Raw genomic sequence first — 22,858 nt, forward strand, 5'->3', positions numbered from 1 at the left:
GTTGGTGCGGGCGCCCCCCCCCCCCCCCCCGCGCGGCCCCCCCCCACCACACCCCCCCCCGCCCCCCCCCCGCGCGGCCCGGGCCGAGTCGCGTTTCGGGCCGGCCTGCACGGATGTCGGGTTCGTCCGGACTGTCGGTCGACCTCGCTAGACTGGCGCCGTGGCTTTGGTCGTGGGACAGGAATTCGCCGGGTACCGGGTCGTCCGGAAGCTGGGTGCGGGCGGCATGGGTGAGGTGTACCTCGTGCAGCATCCGCGACTACCGCGCAGCGACGCGCTGAAGGTTCTCCCGGCGGACCTCTCGGCCGACGAGTCGTTCCGCCGCCGCTTCACCCGCGAGGCCGATCTCGCGGCCTCGCTCGATCACCCCAACATCGTCGACGTCTACGATCGCGGCGAGTTCGACGGCCAGCTGTGGATCACCATGCGCTACATCGAGGGCACCGATGCCGCCGAACTGCTCGCCCCCCATCCGCGGGGCCTGGCCGTCGCCGATGTCGAGCAGATCACCGAGGCGGTGGCCGACGCCCTCGACCACGCCCACGCACGCAATCTGCTGCACCGCGACGTCAAACCCGCCAACATCCTGCTCAGCGATCCGTCGGGGCCGTCGCGACGACGCCGCGTCCTGCTCGCCGACTTCGGCATCGCCCGCCCGATCTTCGACAACACCCGGCTGACCGCCACCAACCTCACGGTCGGCTCGTTCGCCTACTCGTCTCCCGAACAACTCGCCGGCGACACCCTCGACGGCCGCGCCGATCAGTACTCCCTCGCCTGCACCACCTACCAACTCCTCAGTGGTGCAACACCTTTCGAGAGCAGCAGTGCACCGGCCCTGATCCGGTCGCAGTTGTCGACGCCACCTCCGCCGGTCACCGCCCGACGCCCCGACCTGCCGTCCCGCGTCGATCAGGTACTCGCACGTGCGATGGACAAGCAGCCCGACCGGCGTTACGCGTCGTGCTCGGACTTCGCCGCCGATCTACGTGCCGCGCTGGCGGCGAACGCGGCGCCGCCCACCGTGGCACCGCCCGCATACACGCCGCCTGCCCCGGCTCCGGGCGCGCAAGCCGCCCCGAATCTCGCCAAGAACCCCGGTTCGCAGTCCACATCGTCGGGCGCACACACCGGCTACGCGCCACCACAGCAGCCCGAACACTCCCCGCTGCCGCCGGTGTCGCCCGGTGTGACACCCGCGCCCTACTCGGCGACGCCGAATGTCGTTCCGCACCCGGCGGCGGCCCCCTATCCTCCCGGCTATCCGTCCGCGCCCGGCATCGCCGGATTCGCACCGGCCGATCCCAAGATCAAGAACTACGCCACCTGGGCGCTGGTGTGTGGTCTGGTGTCGTTTTTCGCGGTGTGCCTGATCGTCCCGGGATTCGTGACGGCCGGCCTCGCGATCTACCTGGGTCTCAAGAGCATCGGCATGTCCAATGCCCGACCGGACCTTCCGCCGTCGGCACGGTTTCGTGGGGTGGCGATCTCCGGCGTGGTACTCGGTGGCATCGGCCTGCTCTGGAACATCGCCATCGTGATCGCGGCCATCGCCGACACCGTGTGAGCCCAACTCCGCGTCATCACCCCCGTCCCGCCATCTCCCGCGACAACGCCCGACGGATCGGCGGATACTCCGCGCACACCACGGCGAGCACGCTCAGCAGCACCCACACCCCGACCGAACTGGCCAGCACGGCAGCCAAGGCGCCCCATTGCCCACCGGCCAGGTTGTCCGAGGCCGCGTCCTTGGCCCACAGACGCCAGTAGATCATCAGGTTCACCGCGAGACCCACGACATAGGACACCGCGAATCCCTGCAGGTAGGCCTTCCAGGTGTCGTCCTTGATCCGCGCCGTCAGCGGTTCGGCGCGCAGCGGATACACCACCGACAGCACATTGCCGACGCCCAGCCAGATGAAGGTCATCGTCAGCAGCTGATCGAACATCGATCCCACCCCGGCGTCGTCGTCCACCCGGTACAGCACCCCGATGACGATCGAACCGGCGATCAGCGTGACCGCCAGCATGGCGAGATTCTTACCGATCAGAATGCGCCACAACGGATCTCCGCCCTCGATCTCGTCGCGCACCCGGAGAGAGTCGACGCACAGCGCATTGGTGCAGACGCTGCTGCCGACGACCGCCGACAGCAGGAACAACGCCAACGCGCTGTAGGAGTCGTATTTCTCGCTGAGCCCGGTGACCCGATAGATCACCACGATCGCGATGGACACGCCCAGGGTGATCGCGAGGCGGATCAAGATCTTGTGCGGACGGTCGGCGAACACGTGACCGAGTTCGCCGATCGTCTGCCGCCGCACCTGCGACGACGCGTCACGCATTCCGCCGATCAGTTCACGACCCTCGTCCTCGTCGGTGTCGCCCGACCGAGTTGAGTGTGCCGCCACGAGTGCCGCCTGAGCCAGTGCGGCCTGCGCGACGGATACGGCGATCACGGTGTCCGCGGCGGCCGTGGGACCCGACGACGCGGCCGGCGGAGGCGTCTCGTCATCGAGGAGCCGACGGGCCCGCCCGGCCCAGTACCCGGATGCGCCGGCCGCTCCGACGCCGTTGGCGTCGGCCTTCGCGGCCGTGATCATCTCCTCGGCCGCCTCGGCCAGCGGCGCGATCGACCGCTCACCCCACTCGGATGCGGCGGCCAGCGCACGCAACCGATCCGCGGAGGCGGCCAGGGAACTCAACTCGGCGTCAGCGCTCACCGGACAAGTCAATCCCGTTGATCACGAACCGCAGGCGAGGCGGTTGCGTCCTCGGCGGATTCGGCACGATCTGATGCGGGGACGTCACAAATCCCGTGCGCGCGATCGGTCATGCGGCGCGGAGGAGCGCCACGTCGCGCATCGAAAGTCGAGTGCCGAGCAGCGCGAGCGCCGCCGGGAGCATCCGGAGGACGGTGAGCGCCGGCGCCGCATAGGCCGCCCTCAGCCGATGTCGCCGATCTCGATGACGGGAGGGACGATCGGGATCAGGGTGGCACCGAACACACGATGCCGCTCCCGACACCGAGCAGCGGTTCCTGCACGGCCTCACGCAGCGTGATGCCCTCGGCCCGCACCACGGACGTATCTACGTTGATCGGCAGAATGTGCCAGTGCGGGTTGCCCAGCGCGCAGCCCGCGACCACGAACTGCAGTGGCCCGGTCACATCGGGCCACGTCAACAGCCGCCCACACCAGTACCGGCAGGCACAGCACGGGCACGGTCGCATCCGTCATGCGCGGATCAAGGCACCGTTTGGTCGCCGACAGCGGATGGATCTCTGTCTGCGGTGAGCGCTGCGGCGATTGGAGCGTTCCGCGGAACCCTCGTCGCCGGCAACAAAGCGACCCGCGTCCGGACAATGCCGGAAGCGGGTCGCTTCGATATGAATCTCGTTGGGAGAAGCCTTACTTGGCCTTCTCCATCACCTCGACGAGACGCCAGTGCTTGGTCGCCGACAGCGGGCGGGTCTCCATGATCCGCACGCGGTCGCCGATGCCGGCATCGCCCTTCTCGTCGTGGGCCTTGACCTTCTTGGTGGTCCGGATGATCTTTCCGTACAGCGGATGCCGCGTACGATCTTCCAGCTCGACCACGATGGTCTTCTGCATCTTGTCGCTGACGACGTAACCGATGCGCTCCTTGCGGCGCGCCCGGGTCGTCTCGTTGGTTTCGGTCACCTTCTGGTCCTCACTCATGCGTCATCGCCTTCCGGTCCCGACGCCAGTCCCAGCTCCCGCTCACGCATCACCGTGTAGATGCGCGCGATCTCGCGACGCACGGTACGCAGGCGACGGTTGTTGTCGAGCTGACCGGTGGCCATCTGGAACCGAAGGTTGAAGAGCTCTTCCTTCGACTCTTTCAAGCGGTCGACCAGATCGGTGTCACTGAGGTCACGCAGCTCGGCTGCGGCAACTCCGAGTCCCATCAGAACTTCTCCTCTCTGGTCACGATTCGGGTCTTGATCGGCAGCTTGTGCTGCGCGCGGCGCAATGCCTCGCGAGCGGTCTGCTCGTCCGGGTAGGTCATCTCGAACAGCACGCGACCCGGCTTGACCGGGGCGACCCACCATTCGGGCGAACCCTTACCCGAACCCATGCGGGTTTCGGCCGGCTTCTTGGTGAGCGGACGGTCCGGGAAGATGTTGATCCAGACCTTGCCGCCACGCTTGATGTGCCGGTTGATGGCGATACGAGCGGACTCGATCTGACGGTTGGTGATGTAGGCGCTCTCCATGGCCTGGATGCCGAAATCACCGAACGTCACCTTGGTGCCGCCCTTGGCCTGACCCTTCAGGCTCGGGTGGTGCTGCTTGCGGTGCTTGACCCGACGTGGGATCAACATTGCCTAGCCCTCCTGCTTCTCGGCGCCGGCACCGGCCGTTGCCTCCGCAGGTGCCTCGGCAGCGCGACCTGCGTCGGTGCTCGTGGCGGTGGTGCCCGAGGCACCGCTGCGGCGGGGACGACTGGGGCGGCGCGGACGACGGTCCTCGGCGGCCGGTGCGGCTGCGGACAGCTCGCGACGTCCACCGACGATGTCGCCCTTGTAGATCCACACCTTCACGCCGATCCGGCCGAAGGTGGTCTTGGCCTCGTGCAGGCCGTAGTCGATGTCGGCGCGCAGGGTGTGCAGCGGCACACGACCTTCGCGGTAGAACTCGCTACGGCTCATCTCTGCGCCGCCCAGGCGACCCGAGCACTGCACCCGGATGCCCTTGACGTTCGGCTGACGCATCGCCGACTGGATCGCCTTGCGCATCGCGCGGCGGAACGCCACACGGTTGCTCAGCTGCTCGGCGACACCCTGGGCCACCAGCTGGGCCTCGGACTCAGGGTTCTTCACCTCGAGGATGTTCAGCTGCACCTGCTTGCCGGTCAGCTTCTCCAGCTCGCCGCGGATGCGATCGGCCTCGGCGCCGCGGCGACCGATGACGATGCCCGGGCGGGCGGTGTGGATGTCGACGCGGACCCGGTCACGGGTGCGCTCGATCTCCACCTTGGCGATGCCGGCCCGCTCCAGCCCCTGCGAGAGGAGCTTGCGGATGGCGACATCCTCTTTCACGTAGTCCGCGTACTGCTTGTCGGCATACCAACGGCTGTTCCAGTCGGTGGTGATGCCCAGACGGAAGCCGTGCGGGTTGATTTTCTGGCCCACTACTAGGCTCCCTTCTTCTTCGGCTGACGCGAACGGCCGCGCGACGCTCCGGCCTTCTCCGGCAAGCTCTCCACGACCACGGTGATGTGGCTGGTGCGCTTGCGGATACGGAACGCACGACCCTGCGCACGCGGCTGGAACCGCTTCATCGTGGGGCCTTCGTCGGCGAACGCGGTGGCGACGACCAGGCTCCGGCGATCCAGATCCTGGTTGTTCTCCGCGTTGGCGACGGCGCTGGCGAGGACCTTGTACACCGGCTCGGAAGCCGACTGCGGGGCGAACCGCAGGATGTCGAGTGCCTCGTCGACGTTCTTGCCGCGGATCAGGTCGATCACGCGACGCGCTTTCATCGGCGTCACGCGAACGAACTTCGCGGTCGCCTGTGCCGTGGGGTTATCGGTCTGAGTGGTCATTACCGGCGCTTCGCTTTCCGGTCATCCTTGATGTGACCCTTGAAGGTGCGGGTGGGCGCGAACTCACCCAGCTTGTGCCCGACCATGTTGTCCGAGATGAACACCGGCACGTGCTTGCGACCGTCGTGGACGGCGAAGGTGTGACCGATGAAGTCCGGGATGATGGTCGAACGACGCGACCAGGTCTTGATGACCTGCTTGGTGCCCTTCTCGTTCTGAACATCGACCTTCTTCAGAAGGTGGTCGTCGACGAACGGGCCCTTCTTGAGGCTGCGTGGCATTCTTCTACCTCCTCCTGTTTCTTATCGCTTGTTCTTACCGGTGCGCCGGCGACGGACGATGAGCTTGTCGCTGGCCTTGTTCTTACGGGTACGGCCTTCCGGCTGACCCCACGGGCTGACCGGGTGGCGACCACCGGAGGTCTTGCCCTCGCCGCCACCGTGCGGGTGGTCGACCGGGTTCATCACGACACCGCGGACGGTCGGGCGCTTGCCCTTCCAGCGCATACGGCCCGCCTTGCCCCAGTTGATGTTGCTCTGCTCGGCGTTGCCCACCTCGCCGACGGTGGCGCGGCAGCGCACGTCGACGCGACGGATCTCACCGGAGGGCATACGCAGGGTGGCGTAGGCGCCTTCCTTGCCGAGCAACTGGATCGACGCACCGGCGCTGCGGGCCATCTTGGCGCCGCCACCCGGACGCAGCTCCACGGCGTGCACCTGGGTACCGGTCGGGATGTTGCGCAGGGGCAGGTTGTTGCCGGGCTTGATGTCGGCGGTCGGACCGCTCTCCACCACGTCGCCCTGGGACAGACCCTTGGGCGCGATGATGTAGCGCTTCTCGCCATCGACGTAGTGCAGCAACGCGATCCGCGCGGTGCGGTTGGGGTCGTACTCGATGTGTGCGACCTTGGCGTTGACGCCGTCCTTGTCGTTGCGACGGAAGTCGATCAGACGGTAGGCGCGCTTGTGACCGCCGCCCTTGTGACGGGTGGTGATGCGACCGTGCGCGTTACGGCCACCGCGGCCGTGCAGCGGACGCACCAGCGACTTCTCCGGGTGGTCGCGGGTGATCTCGGCGAAATCCGAGCCACTCGATCCGCGGCGACCCGGGGTCGTCGGCTTGTACTTACGAATAGCCATGTGAAAGTCCCTCTATTCCAAGAGTCCCGGTCAGCTGACCGAGCCTCCGAAGATCTCGATGGGCTTGCTGTCGGCCGTCAGCGTCACGAAGGCACGCTTGGTCGAGCGGCGCTGGCCGAAGCCGTAGCGGGTCCGCTTACGCTTGCCCTGCCGGTTCGCGGTGTTGACGCTGTCGACACTCACGTCGAAGATCGCCTCGATGGCGATCTTGATCTGCGTCTTGTTGGAGTCCGGGTGCACCAGGAAGGTGTACACGTTCTCCTCCATGAGCCCGTAGGACTTCTCCGAGATCACCGGCGCCAGGATGATGTCGCGCGGGTTGGCCTGGGTAGCCATGCTCACGCCTCCTCTGCGTTGGTCTTGGTGTTTGCGGCGATGAACGCGTTGAGCGTCTCCACGCTGAACACCACATCGTCGGCGTCGAGGACGTCGTAGGTGTTGAGCTGATCGGCGGCGATCGGCAGAACGTTGCCCAGGTTCGCCACGCTCTTCCACGCGGTCAGATCCTCGCGGCCCAGCACGACCAGGAACTTGCGACGGTCGGTCAGGCTCTCCAGGAACTGGCGGGCGGTCTTGGTCGAAGGGACCTGACCGGCAACCAGTTCGGTGATCACGTGGATGCGCTCGTTGCGAGCACGATCGCTCAGCGCGCCGCGCAGGGCGGCCGCCTTCATCTTCTTGGGGGTGCGCTGGCTGTAGTCACGCGGCTGCGGACCGTGCACGGTGCCACCGCCGGCGAACTGCGGTGCGCGGGTCGAACCCTGACGGGCGCGACCGGTGCCCTTCTGCCGGTACGGCTTGGCCCCACCACCGCGGACGTCGCCGCGGGTCTTGGTGGCGTGCGTGCCCTGACGCGCGGCGGCCTGCTGGGCCACCACGACCTGGTGCAGCAACGAGATGTTGGCCGGTGCGTCGAACAGCTCGGCGGGCAGGTCGACGGTGCCGTTGGTCGAACCGTCGGCCGCCTTGACGTCGAGCGTCAGCTTGGTTGCGGTGCTCACTTGGAACCACCCTTCACTGCATCGCGAACCACCACGACGCCGCCCTTGCGACCCGGGATCGCTCCCTTGATCAGCAGCAGGCCGGCCTCGGCGTCCACCTTGTGGACGGTGAGGTTCTGCGTGGTCACCTTGTCGTTACCCATGCGTCCGGCCATCCGCATGCCCTTGAACACGCGGCCCGGGGTGGCACAGCCACCGATCGAGCCCGGTGCGCGGTGCACGCGGTGAGCGCCGTGGCTGGCACCCAGACCGGAGAAGCCGTGACGCTTCATGGCGCCGGCGAAGCCCTTGCCCTTGGAGGTGCCGGTGACATCCACCAGCGCACCATCGGCGAAGATCTCGGCGGTCAGTTCCTGACCGATCTCGAGTTCGCTGACGTCGGCAACACGGATCTCGGCCAGGTGACGGCGCGGGGTGACCCCGGCCTTCGCATACTGACCGGCGACCGGCTTGTTGACCTTGCGGGGATCGATGGCGCCGTAGGCGAGCTGGACGGCGGTGTAGCCGTCACGGTCCGCGGTACGCAGCTGGGTGATGACGTTCGGGCCCGCCGCGATGACGGTGACCGGAACGACACGGTTGTTTTCGTCGAAGACCTGGGTCATGCCGAGCTTGGTGCCCAAAATGCCCTTGGTCGCAGATTGATTGCTCATGATTCTCTTCGCCCCCCGCCTACTGGATGTTGACGTCGACGCTGGCCGGCAGGTCGATGCGCATCAGCGCGTCGACCGTCTTCGGCGTCGGGTCGAGGATGTCGATGAGTCGCTTGTGGGTACGCATCTCGAAGTGTTCGCGGCTGTCCTTGTACTTGTGCGGCGAACGGATGACGCAGTACACGTTCTTCTCGGTGGGCAACGGCACCGGGCCGACGACACGTGCACCCGTACGGGTCACGGTCTCCACGATCTTGCGCGCCGAAGCGTCGATCGCCTCGTGGTCGTAGGCCTTGAGCCTGATGCGGATCTTCTGTCCCGCCACGCTGTGTCCTCTTCCGTCAGTTGTTCTCGACAGACAAACACCGCGTGCTCAGGCGGCGACACACATCGCCGATGGGCACAGAGATCCTCGCGTGAGAGTCGGGGATCGACGCTGTTCATCTGTCGTTGTACGTTGACTCGTCACTGGGACGAGCCTGGTTGCTCCGGCACCCGCGGTCGGGCGTGTCGTGGCCGTGAACCGAATTCGGAGCACGCGTTACACGCCCAGTCCCCGTTGTCCGGGCCTGGGAGTCATTCACCCGCCGGCACACCGAGGTGCAGAAGGCCGCAAGAAATCCCTGCGTCCGCCGTCAGGCAACCCGACAAGTATGCACCACATGCGGGTCGGGATTCAAATCCGGGTCTGAGCTCGGGCGATGGCTCCCCCCGCCGGACGGTCTCACGCGGGCGCGCGTGCAGGCGAGGCCGAGCGAAGCGGCGATTCGCCCGGCAACCCGGCACCGATCCACCTACCGTTGCTCGGTAGGGACCCGTCATCCGGCTCGCCGGCCCCCGAGCCGACTGGGAAGGCCTGACATGAGCACGCTCATCCCACCGCAGTCCGGCGCACCAGCCTCCGGCGCCGACGCGCCCGCGGTCTCCACCCCGCGTGCGGTCACCCCGATGCCGACCGCACCTCGGCCGCGGCCGTCGAACGTCACGCTCAAGGTGACGATGGCCCTGACCGGCACGGTCTTCGCGTTGTTCGTGCTGGTCCACATGATCGGCAACCTGAAGATCTATACAGGCGCGCAGCACTTCGACGACTACGCGCACTGGTTGCGCACCCTGCTCGAGCCGCTGCTCCCCTACGAGGGCGCGCTGTGGATCTTCCGTGCAGTGCTGCTGGTGTGCCTGATCGCACACGTGGGTGCGTCGTTCATGCTGATCGGACGCTCCCACAAGGCCAAGGGCCGATTCCGGCGAAAGGGTATGAGCTGGAAGCGGATTCCGGCGACGATCATGCCGTACACCGGGATCGTGCTGCTGGTCTTCATCGTCATCCACATCCTGGATCTGACGACGGGCACCACACCGGTCGCCTCCGACGGATACGAGGCCGCCACCCGTGACCGCTCCTACGCCTACAACAACGTCATCGACAGTTTCCACCGCTGGCCGATGGCGCTGTTCTACATCCTGGTGATGGTGCTCCTGGGACTGCATCTGCTGCACGGACTGTGGAGCGTGATCAACGACCTCGGTGGCACCGGAAAGCGGTTACGCCAGGTGTGGGCGGTGGTGGGCGCGCTGATCGCCGCGGCCGTCATGCTCGGCAACATCACGATCCCGCTGGCCGTCCTGACCGGAGTGGTGAACTGACATGACCCATGCCGCACCCGCACCCGCTCTTGACCTCGACGCGTTGCGCACCCTCGGCGGCGAGCTGAGTTCCGGCGCCCCCGACGGCGACCCGGCCACCGCCTGGCAGCGCCGAAGAGACGCCTACCGCGTCGTCGGTCCGCTGAACCGGCGCAAGTTCCGGGTGATCGTCGTCGGCACCGGACTGGCCGGTTCCGGCTGCGCCGCAGCATTGGGCGAACTCGGCTACCACGTCTCGTCGTTCACCTTCCACGACGCCCCGCGCCGCGCCCACAGCGTCGCCGCGCAGGGCGGCATCAACGCCGCCCGCGCCCGCAAGGTCGACAACGATTCGATCCACCGCTTCGTCGTCGACACCGTCAAGGGCGGCGACTTCCGCGGCCGCGAGGCCGACGCCTTCCGGCTCGCCGAGGAATCGGTGCGCGTCATCGATCACCTCAACGCCATCGGTGCGCCCTTCGCCCGCGAATACGGGGGCGCGCTGGCCACTCGCAGCTTCGGTGGCGTGCAGGTCTCTCGCACCTACTACACCCGCGGCCAGACCGGGCAGCAGTTGCAGGTGGCCGCATCACAGGCACTGCTGCGGCAGGTGGGCGCCGGATCGGTCACCCTGCACACCCGCCAGGAGATGCTCGACCTGATTGTCGTCGACGGCCGTGCCCAGGGCATCATCACCCGCGACCTGGTGACCGGCGAGATCGGCGCGGAAACCGCCCACGCGGTGGTCTTGGCCACCGGCGGCTACGGCACCGTCTATTTCCAGTCGACCCTCGCCCGCAACTGCAATGCGACGGCGTCGTGGCGCGCGCACCGCCGCGGCGCGCTGCTGGCCTCACCGTCGTTCATCCAGTTCCATCCCACGGCCCTGCCGGTCAGCGCCCCCTGGCAGACCAAGACCACCCTGATGAGTGAGTCGCTGCGCAACGACGGCCGGATCTGGGTGCCGAAGAAGCCCGGTGACGACCGCCCGCCGGGCGACATCCCCGACGCCGAACGCGACTACTACCTCGAACGCAAGTACCCGACCTACGGCAACCTCACCCCGCGTGATGTGGCCTCGCGCGCCGCGCGCGAGCGGATCGAATCCGGCCACGGCGTCGGCCCCCTGCACAACAGCGTCTACCTCGACTTCGCCGACGCCCTGGCACGACTGGGCAAACCGACGATCGCCGAACGCTACGGCAACCTGTTCACGATGTATCGCGACGCCACCGGCGAGGACCCCTACGAGGTGCCGATGCGGATCGCACCGGCGGCACACTTCACCATGGGCGGGCTGTGGTCGGACTTCGATCAGATGACGTCGATCCCCGGACTGTTCGTCGGCGGCGAGGTCGGCTGGGGTTACCACGGGGCCAACCGGCTCGGTGCCAACTCGTTGCTGTCGGCCTGCGTCGACGGGTGGTTCACCCTGCCGTACTCGGTCCCGAACTACCTCGCGCCGCTGCTGGGCGAGGAGCCTCTCGATCTCGGCCATGACGCGGTGCTCGAGACCGCCGAGGCGGTGCGCGACCGCATCTCCCGACTGATTGCCGTCGACGGGACCACCGGCCCGGACCGCTTTCACCGCCGACTCGGCGAGATCCTGTACCGCGGCTGCGGCGTCGCCCGCAGTGTCGACGGCCTGGTCACCGCGATCGGTGACATCCGCGCCCTGCGCGAGGAGTTCTGGTCCGACGTGCGGGTGGTCGGTTCGGGGCGGGCGTTCAATCAGGAGCTCGAACGCGCCGGGCGGGTCGCCGACTTCCTCGAACTCGCCGAGGTGATGTGCGTCGACGCCCTCGACCGCGCCGAATCCGCCGGCGCTCACTTCCGTGTCGATCACCAGACGCCCGGCGGTGAGGCGATGCGCGACGACGAGAACTTCTGCTTCGCCTCCGCGTGGGAGACCACCCCGGAGGGGGCACACATCCGTCATGCCGAACCGTTGTCGTTCAGCGCGGTTCCGCTCCAGACCCGCAATTACAAGTGAGGGCTCGCAGATGAAGATCACCATCGAGGCCTGGCGCCAGCCCGACGCGGATGCCCCCGGCACCTTCGAGACCTACACCCTCGACGACGCCACCCCGGAGATGTCACTGCTCGATGTCCTCGACCGGCTCAACGATCACCTCGTCGCCGACGGCCGGGAACCCATCGCCTTCGACTCCGACTGCCGGGAGGGCGTCTGCGGGTCGTGCGGGATGATGGTCAACGACCGGCCGCACGGGCCGACCCCGAACACGCCGTCGTGCCGTCAGCACTTGCGGCATTTCGGTGATATCACCCACCTCAAGTTGGAGCCGTTGCGCGCCAAGTCTTTTCCGGTCATCCGCGATCTGGTGGTGGACCGCTCGGCGTTGGACCGGGTGATCGAGGCCGGCGGCCACGTCGCGGTCAACGCCGGGCAGGCCACCGACGCCGATGACCACCTCGTCGACCACGACACCAGCGAGATGGCGCTGGATTATGCGGCGTGCATCGGATGCGGCGCGTGCGTGGCGGCCTGCCCGAACGGCGCGGCGCACCTGTTCACCGGTGCCAAACTCCTGCACCTGGCCGCCCTCACCTACGGCAAGCGCGAACGCGGCAAGCGGGCCCGCGCCATCACCGGCCAGATGGAGGCCGACTTCGGGCCGTGCTCCACCTACGGCGAATGCGCGACGGTGTGCCCGGCCGGCATCCCGCTCGACGCGGTGGCCGGTGTCAACCGTGAGGCGCTGCGATTCTTGTTCCGGCACAAGGCCGATTGACCCCTACGGCTGACCACCTCGGTGCTCGCCGAGCCCCTCACCACACGCCGATGAGTTTCATCCACGGCGCACCGACCGCGGTCCAGACGACGATGATCACGACGGACATCAGGAATCCGACACGGAACCATTCGGTGGTCTTGATGTAGCCCGATCCGTACATCACACCCGCCGGCCCCGACGAGTAGTGCGCGAGACCGCCGAACAGGTTGCCGATGAAGCCGAACACCAACGCCGCGAACAACGGTGGGGCGCCGGCGGTGATGGCCGCGCCGAGGAACACCGCATACATGGCCACGATCTGCGCGGTGTTGGAGGCGAACAGGTAGTGGACGTAGAAGTAGACGAGGGTGAGCACCGCGAAGGCCGCCAACCAGGGCAGCCCGCCGACGCTGTCGGCCACCTTGTCGCCGACCCAGTCGATCACCTTGAGCTTGCGTAGTTCGTCGGCCATGGCGACGAGCACACCGAAGAAGATCAGCGTCTGCCATGCCCCGGTGTCGGTCACCAGATTCTTCCAGGTGAGCACCCCGGTGACGAGCAGGATCGCGATGCCGACGAAGGCGGTCGTCGTCGCGTCCACGTTGAGCTGATCGCTGAGGCACCACAGCACGAGCAGGAGCACGAAGGTGGCGCCCATGATCCACTCGTGCACCGTCATCGTGCCCTGCTCACGCAGCTGCTGCCGCGCCAGCTCCGGGGCCTCCGGGGTCTTCGTCCGCGTCGGTGCGTAGATCTTGCTCATCACCCACGGCACCACGATCAGGCTCACCAGACCCGGGACCAGCGCGGCCAGTGCCCACTGCCCCCAACTGATCTCGATGCCCTTGTCCTTGGCGGCGTCGACGGCGAGCGGGTTGCCGGCCATGGCGGTGACGAACATCGCCGAGGTGATCACGTTGACCTGCAGCGCGGTCAGCAACAGGTAGGCGCCCAGTTTGCGGCGCGAGGCATCGGATTCGGTGGTCGAATCCTCCAGGATGGCCAGTGACCGGACGATCGGGTACACCACGCCGCCGGCTCGTGCGGTGTTCGACGGTGTCGCCGGCGCCAGGATGAGATCGGTGACCGCCATGCCGTAGGCCAGTCCGAGACTCGATCTGCCGATCGCCCGGACGAAGAGCAGCGCGATCCGCTTACCGAGGCCGGTGACGATGAATCCCTCGGCGATGAAGAACGACGCCACGATCAGCCAGATCGTGGTGTTGGAGAAGCCGGCGAGGGCGTCGGCGGCCGACATCGTCTTGGTGATCATCGCGACGGCCAATCCCACCAACGCCACCGAACCGGTGGGCAACGGCTGCAGGATCAGGCCGAGGATGGTGGCGACGAAGATGCCCAGCATCCGCATGCCGTTGGCGTCGACGCCGTCGGGGGCGGGGATGAAGAAGATGATCAGACCGACGATCACCGGGATCGATGCCGTGTACCAGATCGACGGAATGCGACGGCGTCCCGGTGATTCCGGTGAACCCGGCCTCGGGGAGTTCTGCGCCGGGGAGCTCGGGGCCGGGGAGTTCGGGGCCGGGGAGCCCTCCGGGGCCGGGGGCGGCTCTACGGGCGACATGAATCCATGGTCGCCCGCTCGAGCCGATCAGGGCAACGGAATCCAGAATCCGAAGAACCAGAAACCGTGCGGGGTCGACTGCCGCGGCGCCGGCTGCGGGGCCTGCTGGCGGCGGGGCTGCTGCGGTTGTGCCTGCTGCTGACGCTGCGGCTGCTGCTGCTGCGGCTGGCTCTGGTGGGTCCCCTGCTGCTGCGTCGGCGCGGCGTCGGCCAGGCCGGCGCCCGCACCGACGCCGGTCACGATGGCTCCGGCGGCGAGGACCCCGGCGGCCGTGCGCTTGAGAGTGAGAGTCGACATCGTTCTCAGATCCTTTCGAATGAGCGGCGTCGACGGATGCGCCGCTTCTAAGTGCTTACGCTACAAGCGATTTCGTGGGGATTACATGGATGACCGCTGCGAACACCCTGTGCACAGGCGTACCGTTTGCCCGCTTTGCCGTCATTGCGGATGGGTGTCTGGCAGCCAACGCGCAGCCGCGCCGCCGGGAGCATCGGCCAACTGACCGGCCGGTAAGGTTGTCGCCATGGTCGACTCCGCCCCCGTCAGCGCCACGTACGCACTGCGTCGCCGCCTCCCCGACAATCTCCTCGGGCACGTCCTGTTCTCGGTCGGAATGGTCGCCCGCGTCCCCTACTTCGGCACCGTGCTGCCCCTCGTCGACGACATGCGTCCGGGGTTCTGTCGCGTCATCGCCCCCAAATGGTTCGGCGTGCACAATCACATCGGCACCTTCCACGCGATCGCCGCCTGCAACCTCGCCGAGACCGCGATGGGCATGTTGATGGAGGCGACCCTGCCGACCAGCCACCGGTGGCTGCCCAAGGCGATGTCGACGCAGTATCTGGCGAAGGCCACCACCCGGTTGACGGCGGAGGCGACCCTGTCCGCCCCGCTCGACGTCGAGTCGATCACCGAGGGCACCGAGGTGGTGGTGTCGGTCCGCGTCCTCGACACGCACGGCACCGAGGTCGTCCACGCCGACATCACCACGTGGGTGACACCGCGCTGACCAGCGCCGACCCGCCCACCTCGACGTCTTGCACTGACGCACCGCGCCCGAGTACATAGGCTGGGACGATGACCTCGCAGCACCGACGGAAGGCCTGATCACATGTGTGGAGTCTGCGGTGAGATCCGCTTCGACGGGTCAGTCCCCGACGTCGCCGCCGTGGAGGCCATGACCGGCGCGATGACCCGACGTGGCCCCGACGCCGCCGGCGTGTACCTCAAAGGCAATGTCGCGCTGGGACATCGGCGTCTGAAGATCATCGATCTGTCCGAGCGGGGCAGCCAGCCGATGGTCGATCCGGAACTCGGCCTGGCGATGGTGTTCAACGGCTGCATCTACAACTATCAGGAGTTGCGGACCGAACTCGAGGGCATGGGGTATCGCTTCTTCTCCCACGCCGACTCCGAGGTCATCCTCAAGTCGTTCCATGCGTGGGGGTCGGAGTGCGTCGACCGCCTGATCGGCATGTTCGCCTTCGCGATCACCGACACCGACACCGGGACCACCACGCTCGCCCGCGACCGCCTCGGCATCAAACCGCTCTACCTGGCCGAGAAGCCGGGCCGGTTGCGGTTCGCGTCGTCGCTGCAGGCCCTGCTGCGTGCCGGTGACGTCGACACCTCCATCGACCGGATCGCGCTGCACCACTACTTCAGCTTCCATGCGGTCGTCCCGGCGCCGCACACCATGTACAACGGCATCCGGAAGCTGCCGCCGGCCACCGTGCGCATCATCACCCGCGACGGTCGCAGCACCGAACGCCGCTACTGGGAGCCGATGTTCGAACCGCACCCCGATCGTCTCGACTGGGACGAGAAGCGATGGCAGCACGAGATCCTGGACTCGTTGCGGACCTCGGTACGGCGCCGGATGGTTGCCGACGTGCCGGTCGGGGTGCTGTTGTCCGGCGGCGTCGACTCCTCGCTGGTGGTGGCGCTGCTGGCCGAGCAGGGGCAACACGACCTTGCCACGTTCAGCATCGGATTCGATTCCGCCGCAGGTGAATCCGGTGACGAGTATGCGTACTCCGATCTCATCGCCGACACCTTCGCGACCAATCATCACAAGATCCACATCGGTACCGACCGGCTGCTGCCCGCGGTGCCCGACACGATCGCCGCGATGAACGAACCCATGGTCAGCCACGACTGCGTGGCCTTCTATCTGCTCTCCCAGGAGGTCAGCAAATCGATCAAGGTGGTGCAGTCCGGGCAGGGCGCCGACGAGATCCTCGGCGGGTACTCCTGGTACCCGCCGCTGGCGGGTATCGCGCGCCCGGAGACCACCAAGGCCTACCGGGAGTACTTCTTCGACCGGTCGCATGAGGACATCACCGCGATCCTGGCCGACGACTACCTCGTCGGCGACTCCGACTACGACCCGAGTTGGGAGTTCGCCTACGCCCATCAGTCCGCACCCGGCGCCAACACCGCCGTGGACGCCGCGTTGCGGCTGGACACCACGATCATGCTGGTCGACGACCCGGTCAAGCGGGTGGACACCATGACGATGGCGTGGGGCCTGGAGGCGCGGGTGCCGTTCCTCGATCACGAGTTCGTCGAGTTGGCGGCCACCTGTCCGCCGGACCTGAAACTCGCCCACGGCGGCAAGGGGGTGCTCAAGGAGGCCAGCCGCGCGCTGCTGCCGTCGGCGGTCATCGACCGCACCAAGGGGTACTTCCCGGTGCCCGGCATCCGGCATCTGGAGGGTCCGGTCTTCGATCTGGTGGCCGACGCCCTCAAGACCCGCTCCGCGGTCGACCGCGGACTGTACCGTCCGGCCGCCCTGGATCGACTCTTCGCCGATCCCAACGGGATTCGCACCACCCTCGACGGCAACGAACTGTGGCAGGTCGCCATGCTGGAGATGTGGCTGCAGTCGATGGAAGACATCACCGCACCGTGACGGCGTCCGTTCCGGATCCGGCCGAGCCCTTCGGGATCGAGGCCGGCCCCACCGATCCCGCACATTCGGTGCGCTTCGACGAGACCGGCTGGCACACCTATGCGCCGTCGGTGTCACCGGATGGATCGGCGTTCGCCTACATCGTCGACGACGGCACCGGCTATCCCCGTGCCGCGCAACGCATTCTGACCCCGGAAGGAGTCGGCGAACTGCGCTGGGTGCGGGTGCCGGCCACCGGGCCGGTCCGCAAACTCGTGCACTCCAGCGACGGCCAGTGGCTCGCCGTCGAATTGGCGCCGGGCGGCGGTGAGCATCATCAGGTCTGGGTGGTGACCACCAACCCCGACGACGACACCGCGCATCGGGTCGCGGCGACCCGTTCCGACGGCGACCCGTACGCACCGGGCGGACGGTCCTTCGGCACCGTGACCCTCGTCGGCTGGGATACCGACTGGGTGCTGATCACCGCCACCGATACCGGCGGCACCGCCCACTCCCTGCGGATCCACCCGAGCACCGGCACCACGCAGACCCTCGACGTCCGTGTCGGTGGCGCGCTCATCGACTCGTGGAAGGGCGCGACACTGCTGCGCGTCGGACCACGCGGATATCACGACATGCTGCTGCTGCGACGACGCGACAGAGCCGAAGCACAGCACCCCTCGGGAATGAATCCGGGCTCGGGAGAAGGCTTTTCGCCGACCGCATCGCCCCGCCTGCGGTCCGCGGCACGGGTGCAACTCGGTTACGGTGACGATCCCGAGGTCGAGATGACCACCCTGCTGCCCAACGACCCGGGCTCGGTGACCGATGACGGGTACATCCTCGATCAGGGTTTCAACCATCCGTCGCTGGTGTTCGTCCGACCGCCGCAGGACGTCGAACGCGACCTGGACTCGGTGCAGGCGGTGGTGCGCAGCGACTTCGACGCCAAGTTCCCGCGACTGCTCGGGGTGGAGGTCGGCCGCCACGGCACGCGGGTACGCGTGTTGGCGCAGCGCGTCGACGTCGGCCTCGACGGGTTCGCGGTCAGCCACGATCAGTCGACCATCGCCATGCTGTGGAATGTGGACGGCCGCAGCGAATTACAGATCATGACCCTGCCGGATCAGACGCTGCACGATCCGATCCCGCTACCCGGTGAGGTGGGCTCGCAGCTGTCCATCTCGGCGGCGGGCACCCTGATCGCCCTGACGGTGTCGAGCCCGCAACACTCGCCGCTGGTGCACCTCATCAACACCACGTCCCGGGAGGTGACCGCCGTCCGCGACGACGTCGTCGTCGGCACCGGCCCGTCACACGCACTGCGCCCGGAACTGCACACCTTTTCTGCCCGCGACGGAATGGAATTGTCCGGCTGGCTCTTTCGGCCACGCGTCGACGCCAGCGCCGATCCCGATGCCGGGCCGACCCCGTACCTGCTGTACTTCCACGGTGGTCCCGAGGCCCAGACCCGACCCGACTACCACTTCCTGTTCGGTCCCCTCGTCGATGCCGGGATCGGCGTGTTCGCGCCGAATGTCCGCGGCTCGTCGGGGTATGGGCGGCTGTTCTCGCATGCCGACGATCGCTACGGCCGGTACGCCGGCATCGACGACGCCGCCGACTGCGCACTGTACCTGTCCGACAACAATATTGCCGATCCCGATGCGCTTTACGTGTCGGGCCGATCCTACGGCGGCTATCTGACCATGGCGTGTGTGACGTTCCATCCGGAGCTCTTCGCAGCCGGGATCGCCATCTGCGGGATGAGTGATCTGGAGTCGTTCTTCCGCAACACCGAACCGTGGATCGCGGTGGCCGCCTACACCAAATACGGTCACCCCGAATCGGATCGGGAGCTGTTGCGGGACCTGTCGCCAATCCACCGCATCGACGAGGTACGCGCTCCCCTCCTGGTGATCCACGGCGCCCACGACACCAACGTGCCGGTCAGCGAATCCCAACAGATCGTGCACGAACTGCGTGCCCGTGGACTGACCGCCGAGCTGCTGATGTTCGGTGACGAGGGCCACGAGATCGTCATCCGCGACAATCAACAGCGGATGACCGACGCGATCGCCGATTGGGTGCGGCGGCATCCGTCGGCCCGGGAAGCCCACGCCGCGTCGGCCCAGAACGCACGCGCGGCCGGATTCGGCTGGGACGGCGCGGGTTCCGGATTCGGGCGAGGCATCTCATGAACCGCCGACGACCCAACCCGCTCGTCTCCCGGCTCGTCGAGGTCCGTTCCCGCAGTGACCATTCGACCATCGAGGAGGAACTGCGCAGCCTCATCCTGTCCGGCGGCGCACCACCCGGTACCGCGATCCCGCCCGGCGAGGTCGCCGACGCCTACCGGGTGAGCCCCATCCCGGTGCGCGAGGCACTGAAAACCCTTGTCGGCGAAGGCCTCGTGGTGCATCAGCGCAATGCCGGCTACCGGGTGAGCCAGTTGTCCACCGAGGAACTCAAGGAGATCTACTTCGTCCGTGGCGTCCTCGAGCAGGCCGCACTGGCGCAGTCGGTGGAGCGGGTGACCGATGCCGACGTCGCCGCGGCCCGCGAGTGCCACGAGCAGCTGCTGACCGCCACCAAGTGGGGCGACGGGAAGTCCTTTCACGACGTCTCACGGCGATTTCACGCGCACCTCACCGACCCGTGCGGGATGCCGCGACTCCTGTCGATGTTCGAATCGACCTGGAATCTCACCGAACCGTTCCAGGTCATGCGCAGCGTCAGCGCGTCGACGCAGACGCTGCTCAACGCCGATCACGAGGCGATGCTCGTGGCATTCGCCGACCGTGACACCGCCGCGGTTCTCCAGGTCGCCCGCGTTCACCATTCCCGGCTCGAGGCGGCCATTCTGGAGACGGCCGACCGCCGTGAGATCGGCCCCGACTGACAGCGCTCACCGCACCGTTGACGGCGCCCGACTCCTCACCGACAGCGCTCTCCTGCTCACTGACAGCGCCCGGTTCTTCACTGACAGCGCTCTGCCGACCTTGGATTCGACTACGCAACAATCACTTCGGATACCGGCTCCACTGCCGACAGCGCTGTCAACCTCGAGGAGAGCGCCGTCAACGCGGGACCGCGAGCATCAGGCAAGCATTAGTAAAGAGATGTTAAAGTCGCGCATCGGGTTTCGCGCCCGAGAATATATCCGCCGATTAATCACCAGGTAACACAACGTTCTTAGCGTGTTCTTCATCGAATTCCTCGATTGGAGAACCCCTCATGTCCGCTGAGTCACCCCAGGCCGCGACGCATCACAGCGCCGCTGGCGAAAGTGTCATCAAACCCGAGTACGACCCGTCACTGACCAACGAAGACCTTGCGCCACTGAAGCGGCAGACGTGGACGTGGTACAACATCTTCGCCTTCTGGATGTCGGATGTGCACAGCGTCGGCGGATACGTCTTCGCCGGAAGCCTGTTCGCGCTCGGCATCGCCGCGTGGCAGGTGCTGGTGGCGCTGATCGTCGGCATCGTCGCGGTCAATCTGCTGTGCAACCTGGTCGCCCGGCCGTCGCAGCAGGCCGGCGTCCCCTACCCGGTCACCACGCGCATTTCCTTCGGCATCAAGGGCGCCAACATCCCGGCCATCATCCGCGGCGTGATCGCGGTGGTCTGGTACGGAATTCAGACATATCTGGCGTCGGTGGCCTTCGGCCTGCTCGCCATCAAGTTCTGGCCGTCACTCGAGCAGTACGCCGACCCGGACATCCACTCCTTCCTCGGTCTGGCGCCGCTGGGCTGGGCCGGCTTCATGCTGATGTGGGTGCTGCAGGCACTGGTGTTCTGGAACGGCATGGACACCATCCGCAAGTTCATCGACTTCTGCGGTCCCGCTGTGTATGTCGTGATGATCCTGCTGGCCGGATACCTGATCGTCGAGGCCGGCTGGTCCAATGTGCACTTCGATCTCTCCGAAGGTTCCGGCACCACCGGATGGGCCTCGGTTACCGCGATGATCTCCGCCTTCGCCCTGGTGGTCTCCTACTTCTCCGGTCCGATGCTCAACTTCGGTGACTTCTCGCGCTACGGAAAGACTTTCGGCGAGGTCAAGAAGGGCAACTTCTGGGGTCTGCCGGTCAACTTCCTGTTCTTCTCGCTGCTGGTGGTGTGCACCGTCTCGGCGGGCGCCACGGTCATCGGCCGTGACGAGGACGGCGCCATCGTCACCGACCCGGTGCACATCGTCGACCAGATCGACAACACCACCGCCGCCGTGCTGGGCGTGCTGACCTTCGCGATCGCCACCATCGGCATCAACATCGTCGCGAACTTCGTCTCCCCCGCCTTCGACTTCTCGAATGTGGCGCCCACCAAGATCACCTGGCGGATGGGCGGCATGATCGCCGCGGTCGGTTCGGTGCTGATCACCCCGTGGAATCTGTTCAACAACGCCAGCGCGATCCACTACACGATGGACACCCTCGGTGCCGTGATCGGTCCGCTGTTCGGCATCCTCATCGCCGACTTCTACCTGATCAAGCGCAAGCAGATCGTGGTCGACGACCTGTTCTCCACCAAGCCCACCGGCACCTACTTCTACCGCAACGGCTGGAATCCGGTCGCGGTGGCATCGGTGATCGCGGCCTCGATCATCCCGATCTGCTTCGTGCTCTTCGGCACCGCCTACCAGGCCAGCTTCACCTGGTTCATGGGCGCCGCGGCGGGTCTGGTCTTCTACTACCTCGGCATGCGCTACGCACCGAAGTCGTTCATCTACGGCCGCGGCCTGAGCGCCGCCACAACGACCGACATCTCGGTGGCCGCCGACGGCACCACCACCGTCGCCGAGACCCCCACCGTTGTCACCGCCGGCGACGCCCAGGGCGACGGAATGGCGGGCGACGGAATGGCGAAGGTCTGAGCGCCATCTCATGAAGCTGGTTGTCATCAACCCGAACACCACCGCCGAGATGACCGCGGTGATCGCGGCAGCCGCACGATCCGTCGTGCGCGCCGATGCAGAGATCATCGCGGTCACCTCGGCGATGGGACCGGCGTCCATCGAAAGTCATTACGATGAGGCGCTCGCCGTGCCCGGGGTGCTCGACGCGATCGCCGCGCACCCCGACGCCGACGGTTACCTGCTGGCCTGCTTCGGCGATCCGGGACTCGACGCGGCCCGCGAACTCGCGGACGCGCCGGTCCTCGGGATCGCCGAGGCGGGCATGCATCTCGCCGCCCCACTCGGTCGCGGCTTCTCGGTGGTCACCACGCTCTCACGCACCATCGGCCGGGCCGAGGACCTCGTCGCCCACTACGGTTTCTCGAAGCAGTGCAACGGTATTCACGCCTGCGACATCCCGGTGCTGGAACTCGAATCCAACCCCGACACCGCCGACATCCTCGCCAAGGCCTGCGCCGACGCCCTGCACTCCGACGGTTCCGACGCGATCCTCCTCGGCTGCGCCGGCATGGCCGATCTCGCGCGACGTATGTCGGCGCAGATCGGCGCACCGGTCATCGACGGCGTCGCCGCGGGAGTCGGCATGCTCGCGGCGATGGCCGCGATGGGCCTGCGCACCGGGACCAGTAGCGGCGAGTTCGCCCCGCCGCTGCCGAAACGCTACGTCGGCACGCTCGAGGGTTTCGGGATCGCACCCGATCACACCTGAGCGTGTGGCCGCAGCCGCGGACCC

25 protein-coding genes are annotated in these 22,858 nt (G+C 67.1%); 10 read left to right on the forward strand and 15 right to left on the reverse strand.

Annotated features, from left to right (window positions below):
* Positions 1-160 precede the first annotated feature (160 nt).
* Positions 161-1,567, forward strand: coding sequence for a protein kinase domain-containing protein (locus ACWDPV_RS00005; RefSeq protein WP_348805550.1), 1,407 nt, complete (start codon positions 161-163; stop codon positions 1,565-1,567).
* Between the two features lie 16 nt (positions 1,568-1,583).
* On the opposite strand, the gene ACWDPV_RS00010 is transcribed toward ACWDPV_RS00005, so the two are convergent.
* From ACWDPV_RS00010 to rpsJ, 13 genes are all read right to left on the reverse strand, one after another.
* On the reverse strand, positions 1,584-2,723 hold the full coding sequence (locus ACWDPV_RS00010; RefSeq protein ID WP_348809158.1) for an ABC transporter permease: 1,140 nt from the start codon (positions 2,721-2,723) through the stop codon (positions 1,584-1,586).
* 266 nt (positions 2,724-2,989) lie between these two features.
* Positions 2,990-3,169, reverse strand: a complete 180-nt coding sequence (locus ACWDPV_RS00015; RefSeq protein WP_348805552.1) for a hypothetical protein — start codon at positions 3,167-3,169, stop codon at positions 2,990-2,992.
* 241 nt (positions 3,170-3,410) lie between these two features.
* On the reverse strand, positions 3,411-3,701 hold the full coding sequence (gene rpsQ, locus ACWDPV_RS00020) for a 30S ribosomal protein S17 (RefSeq protein ID WP_348805553.1): 291 nt from the start codon (positions 3,699-3,701) through the stop codon (positions 3,411-3,413).
* Positions 3,698-3,931, reverse strand: coding sequence for a 50S ribosomal protein L29 (rpmC, locus tag ACWDPV_RS00025; RefSeq protein ID WP_094600886.1), 234 nt, complete (start codon positions 3,929-3,931; stop codon positions 3,698-3,700). The genes rpsQ and rpmC overlap by 4 nt, the downstream gene beginning before the upstream one ends.
* Complete coding sequence (rplP, locus tag ACWDPV_RS00030) at positions 3,931-4,347, reverse strand: 50S ribosomal protein L16 (RefSeq protein ID WP_348805554.1); 417 nt, start codon at positions 4,345-4,347, stop codon at positions 3,931-3,933. Before rplP ends, rpmC begins: the two co-directional genes overlap by 1 nt.
* Before the next feature lie 3 nt (positions 4,348-4,350).
* A complete protein-coding gene (gene rpsC, locus ACWDPV_RS00035; protein WP_348805555.1) occupies positions 4,351-5,157 on the reverse strand; it encodes a 30S ribosomal protein S3 in 807 nt (268 codons plus the stop codon).
* Between the two features lie 2 nt (positions 5,158-5,159).
* The gene (gene rplV / locus ACWDPV_RS00040; protein WP_348805556.1) at positions 5,160-5,570 is read right to left on the reverse strand and encodes a 50S ribosomal protein L22; all 411 of its coding nucleotides are present in this window, start codon (positions 5,568-5,570) and stop codon (positions 5,160-5,162) included.
* Positions 5,570-5,851, reverse strand: coding sequence for a 30S ribosomal protein S19 (rpsS, locus tag ACWDPV_RS00045; protein ID WP_348805557.1), 282 nt, complete (start codon positions 5,849-5,851; stop codon positions 5,570-5,572). Before rpsS ends, rplV begins: the two co-directional genes overlap by 1 nt.
* A gap of 21 nt (positions 5,852-5,872) precedes the next feature.
* On the reverse strand, positions 5,873-6,709 hold the full coding sequence (gene rplB, locus ACWDPV_RS00050) for a 50S ribosomal protein L2 (protein ID WP_348805558.1): 837 nt from the start codon (positions 6,707-6,709) through the stop codon (positions 5,873-5,875).
* A gap of 30 nt (positions 6,710-6,739) precedes the next feature.
* Positions 6,740-7,045: a 50S ribosomal protein L23 gene (gene rplW, locus ACWDPV_RS00055; RefSeq protein WP_348805559.1), complete on the reverse strand. Its 306-nt coding sequence runs from the start codon at positions 7,043-7,045 to the stop codon at positions 6,740-6,742.
* A gap of 2 nt (positions 7,046-7,047) precedes the next feature.
* Positions 7,048-7,710 carry a 50S ribosomal protein L4 gene (gene rplD / locus ACWDPV_RS00060; protein ID WP_348805560.1) on the reverse strand — a complete coding sequence of 221 codons (663 nt, stop codon included), beginning with the start codon at positions 7,708-7,710 and terminating at the stop codon, positions 7,048-7,050.
* Entirely contained in the window at positions 7,707-8,363 is a 657-nt protein-coding gene (gene rplC / locus ACWDPV_RS00065; RefSeq protein WP_348805561.1) for a 50S ribosomal protein L3, read from the reverse strand. The genes rplD and rplC overlap by 4 nt, the downstream gene beginning before the upstream one ends.
* Positions 8,364-8,382: 19 nt before the next feature.
* Positions 8,383-8,688 (reverse strand): 30S ribosomal protein S10, encoded by a 306-nt coding sequence (rpsJ, locus tag ACWDPV_RS00070; RefSeq protein WP_003938093.1) that lies wholly within the window; start codon positions 8,686-8,688, stop codon positions 8,383-8,385.
* Positions 8,689-9,224: 536 nt separating this feature from the next.
* Between rpsJ and ACWDPV_RS00075 the strand changes: the two genes are divergently transcribed.
* From ACWDPV_RS00075 to ACWDPV_RS00085, 3 genes are read left to right on the forward strand one after another with little or no spacing between them, the layout of a single operon-like run.
* On the forward strand, positions 9,225-10,010 hold the full coding sequence (locus ACWDPV_RS00075; RefSeq protein ID WP_348805562.1) for a succinate dehydrogenase cytochrome b subunit: 786 nt from the start codon (positions 9,225-9,227) through the stop codon (positions 10,008-10,010).
* 1 nt (position 10,011) lies between these two features.
* Positions 10,012-11,982 carry a fumarate reductase/succinate dehydrogenase flavoprotein subunit gene (locus ACWDPV_RS00080; protein ID WP_449741267.1) on the forward strand — a complete coding sequence of 657 codons (1,971 nt, stop codon included), beginning with the start codon at positions 10,012-10,014 and terminating at the stop codon, positions 11,980-11,982.
* Between the two features lie 10 nt (positions 11,983-11,992).
* Positions 11,993-12,742 (forward strand): succinate dehydrogenase/fumarate reductase iron-sulfur subunit, encoded by a 750-nt coding sequence (locus ACWDPV_RS00085; RefSeq protein WP_449741268.1) that lies wholly within the window; start codon positions 11,993-11,995, stop codon positions 12,740-12,742.
* A 37-nt stretch (positions 12,743-12,779) separates the two neighbouring features.
* Here ACWDPV_RS00085 and ACWDPV_RS00090 read toward each other — a convergent pair whose 3' ends face one another.
* The gene (locus tag ACWDPV_RS00090; protein WP_449741269.1) at positions 12,780-14,309 is read right to left on the reverse strand and encodes an anion permease; all 1,530 of its coding nucleotides are present in this window, start codon (positions 14,307-14,309) and stop codon (positions 12,780-12,782) included.
* Positions 14,310-14,336: 27 nt separating this feature from the next.
* A complete protein-coding gene (locus tag ACWDPV_RS00095) occupies positions 14,337-14,606 on the reverse strand; it encodes a hypothetical protein (RefSeq protein WP_449741270.1) in 270 nt (89 codons plus the stop codon).
* A gap of 226 nt (positions 14,607-14,832) precedes the next feature.
* On the opposite strand from ACWDPV_RS00095, the gene ACWDPV_RS00100 reads away from it, so the two are divergent.
* From ACWDPV_RS00100 to ACWDPV_RS00125, 6 genes are all read left to right on the forward strand, one after another.
* Entirely contained in the window at positions 14,833-15,318 is a 486-nt protein-coding gene (locus ACWDPV_RS00100) for a hotdog fold domain-containing protein (RefSeq protein WP_449741271.1), read from the forward strand.
* 102 nt (positions 15,319-15,420) lie between these two features.
* Entirely contained in the window at positions 15,421-17,223 is a 1,803-nt protein-coding gene (locus ACWDPV_RS00105; protein ID WP_449741272.1) for an N-acetylglutaminylglutamine amidotransferase, read from the forward strand.
* Complete coding sequence (locus tag ACWDPV_RS00110) at positions 17,220-19,406, forward strand: prolyl oligopeptidase family serine peptidase (RefSeq protein ID WP_449741273.1); 2,187 nt, start codon at positions 17,220-17,222, stop codon at positions 19,404-19,406. The genes ACWDPV_RS00105 and ACWDPV_RS00110 overlap by 4 nt, the downstream gene beginning before the upstream one ends.
* A complete protein-coding gene (locus tag ACWDPV_RS00115; RefSeq protein ID WP_449741274.1) occupies positions 19,403-20,107 on the forward strand; it encodes a GntR family transcriptional regulator in 705 nt (234 codons plus the stop codon). The genes ACWDPV_RS00110 and ACWDPV_RS00115 overlap by 4 nt, the downstream gene beginning before the upstream one ends.
* Positions 20,108-20,442: 335 nt before the next feature.
* Positions 20,443-22,083 carry an NCS1 family nucleobase:cation symporter-1 gene (locus ACWDPV_RS00120; protein WP_449741275.1) on the forward strand — a complete coding sequence of 547 codons (1,641 nt, stop codon included), beginning with the start codon at positions 20,443-20,445 and terminating at the stop codon, positions 22,081-22,083.
* 10 nt (positions 22,084-22,093) lie between these two features.
* Positions 22,094-22,834: an aspartate/glutamate racemase family protein gene (locus ACWDPV_RS00125; RefSeq protein ID WP_348809150.1), complete on the forward strand. Its 741-nt coding sequence runs from the start codon at positions 22,094-22,096 to the stop codon at positions 22,832-22,834.
* Positions 22,835-22,858 lie beyond the last annotated feature (24 nt).

The organism is Gordonia sp. NPDC003504, from assembly GCF_053587995.1.

Excerpts from the sequence above, each read along its gene's own strand:
- rpsQ (WP_348805553.1), bottom strand. The coding sequence starts at position 3,701 with ATGAGTGAGGACCAGAAGGTGACCGAAACCAACGAGACGACCCGGGCG.
- rpmC (WP_094600886.1), bottom strand. The coding sequence starts at position 3,931 with ATGGGACTCGGAGTTGCCGCAGCCGAGCTGCGTGACCTCAGTGACACC.
- rplP (WP_348805554.1), bottom strand. The coding sequence starts at position 4,347 with ATGTTGATCCCACGTCGGGTCAAGCACCGCAAGCAGCACCACCCGAGC.
- rplV (WP_348805556.1), bottom strand. The coding sequence starts at position 5,570 with ATGACCACTCAGACCGATAACCCCACGGCACAGGCGACCGCGAAGTTC.
- rpsS (WP_348805557.1), bottom strand. The coding sequence starts at position 5,851 with ATGCCACGCAGCCTCAAGAAGGGCCCGTTCGTCGACGACCACCTTCTG.
- rplB (WP_348805558.1), bottom strand. The coding sequence starts at position 6,709 with ATGGCTATTCGTAAGTACAAGCCGACGACCCCGGGTCGCCGCGGATCG.
- rplW (WP_348805559.1), bottom strand. The coding sequence starts at position 7,045 with ATGGCTACCCAGGCCAACCCGCGCGACATCATCCTGGCGCCGGTGATC.
- rplC (WP_348805561.1), bottom strand. The coding sequence starts at position 8,363 with ATGAGCAATCAATCTGCGACCAAGGGCATTTTGGGCACCAAGCTCGGC.
- ACWDPV_RS00075 (WP_348805562.1), top strand. The coding sequence starts at position 9,225 with ATGAGCACGCTCATCCCACCGCAGTCCGGCGCACCAGCCTCCGGCGCC.
- ACWDPV_RS00080 (WP_449741267.1), top strand. The coding sequence starts at position 10,012 with ATGACCCATGCCGCACCCGCACCCGCTCTTGACCTCGACGCGTTGCGC.
- ACWDPV_RS00085 (WP_449741268.1), top strand. The coding sequence starts at position 11,993 with ATGAAGATCACCATCGAGGCCTGGCGCCAGCCCGACGCGGATGCCCCC.
- ACWDPV_RS00090 (WP_449741269.1), bottom strand. The coding sequence starts at position 14,309 with ATGTCGCCCGTAGAGCCGCCCCCGGCCCCGGAGGGCTCCCCGGCCCCG.
- ACWDPV_RS00095 (WP_449741270.1), bottom strand. The coding sequence starts at position 14,606 with ATGTCGACTCTCACTCTCAAGCGCACGGCCGCCGGGGTCCTCGCCGCC.
- ACWDPV_RS00100 (WP_449741271.1), top strand. The coding sequence starts at position 14,833 with ATGGTCGACTCCGCCCCCGTCAGCGCCACGTACGCACTGCGTCGCCGC.
- ACWDPV_RS00105 (WP_449741272.1), top strand. The coding sequence starts at position 15,421 with ATGTGTGGAGTCTGCGGTGAGATCCGCTTCGACGGGTCAGTCCCCGAC.
- ACWDPV_RS00115 (WP_449741274.1), top strand. The coding sequence starts at position 19,403 with ATGAACCGCCGACGACCCAACCCGCTCGTCTCCCGGCTCGTCGAGGTC.
- ACWDPV_RS00120 (WP_449741275.1), top strand. The coding sequence starts at position 20,443 with ATGTCCGCTGAGTCACCCCAGGCCGCGACGCATCACAGCGCCGCTGGC.
- ACWDPV_RS00125 (WP_348809150.1), top strand. The coding sequence starts at position 22,094 with ATGAAGCTGGTTGTCATCAACCCGAACACCACCGCCGAGATGACCGCG.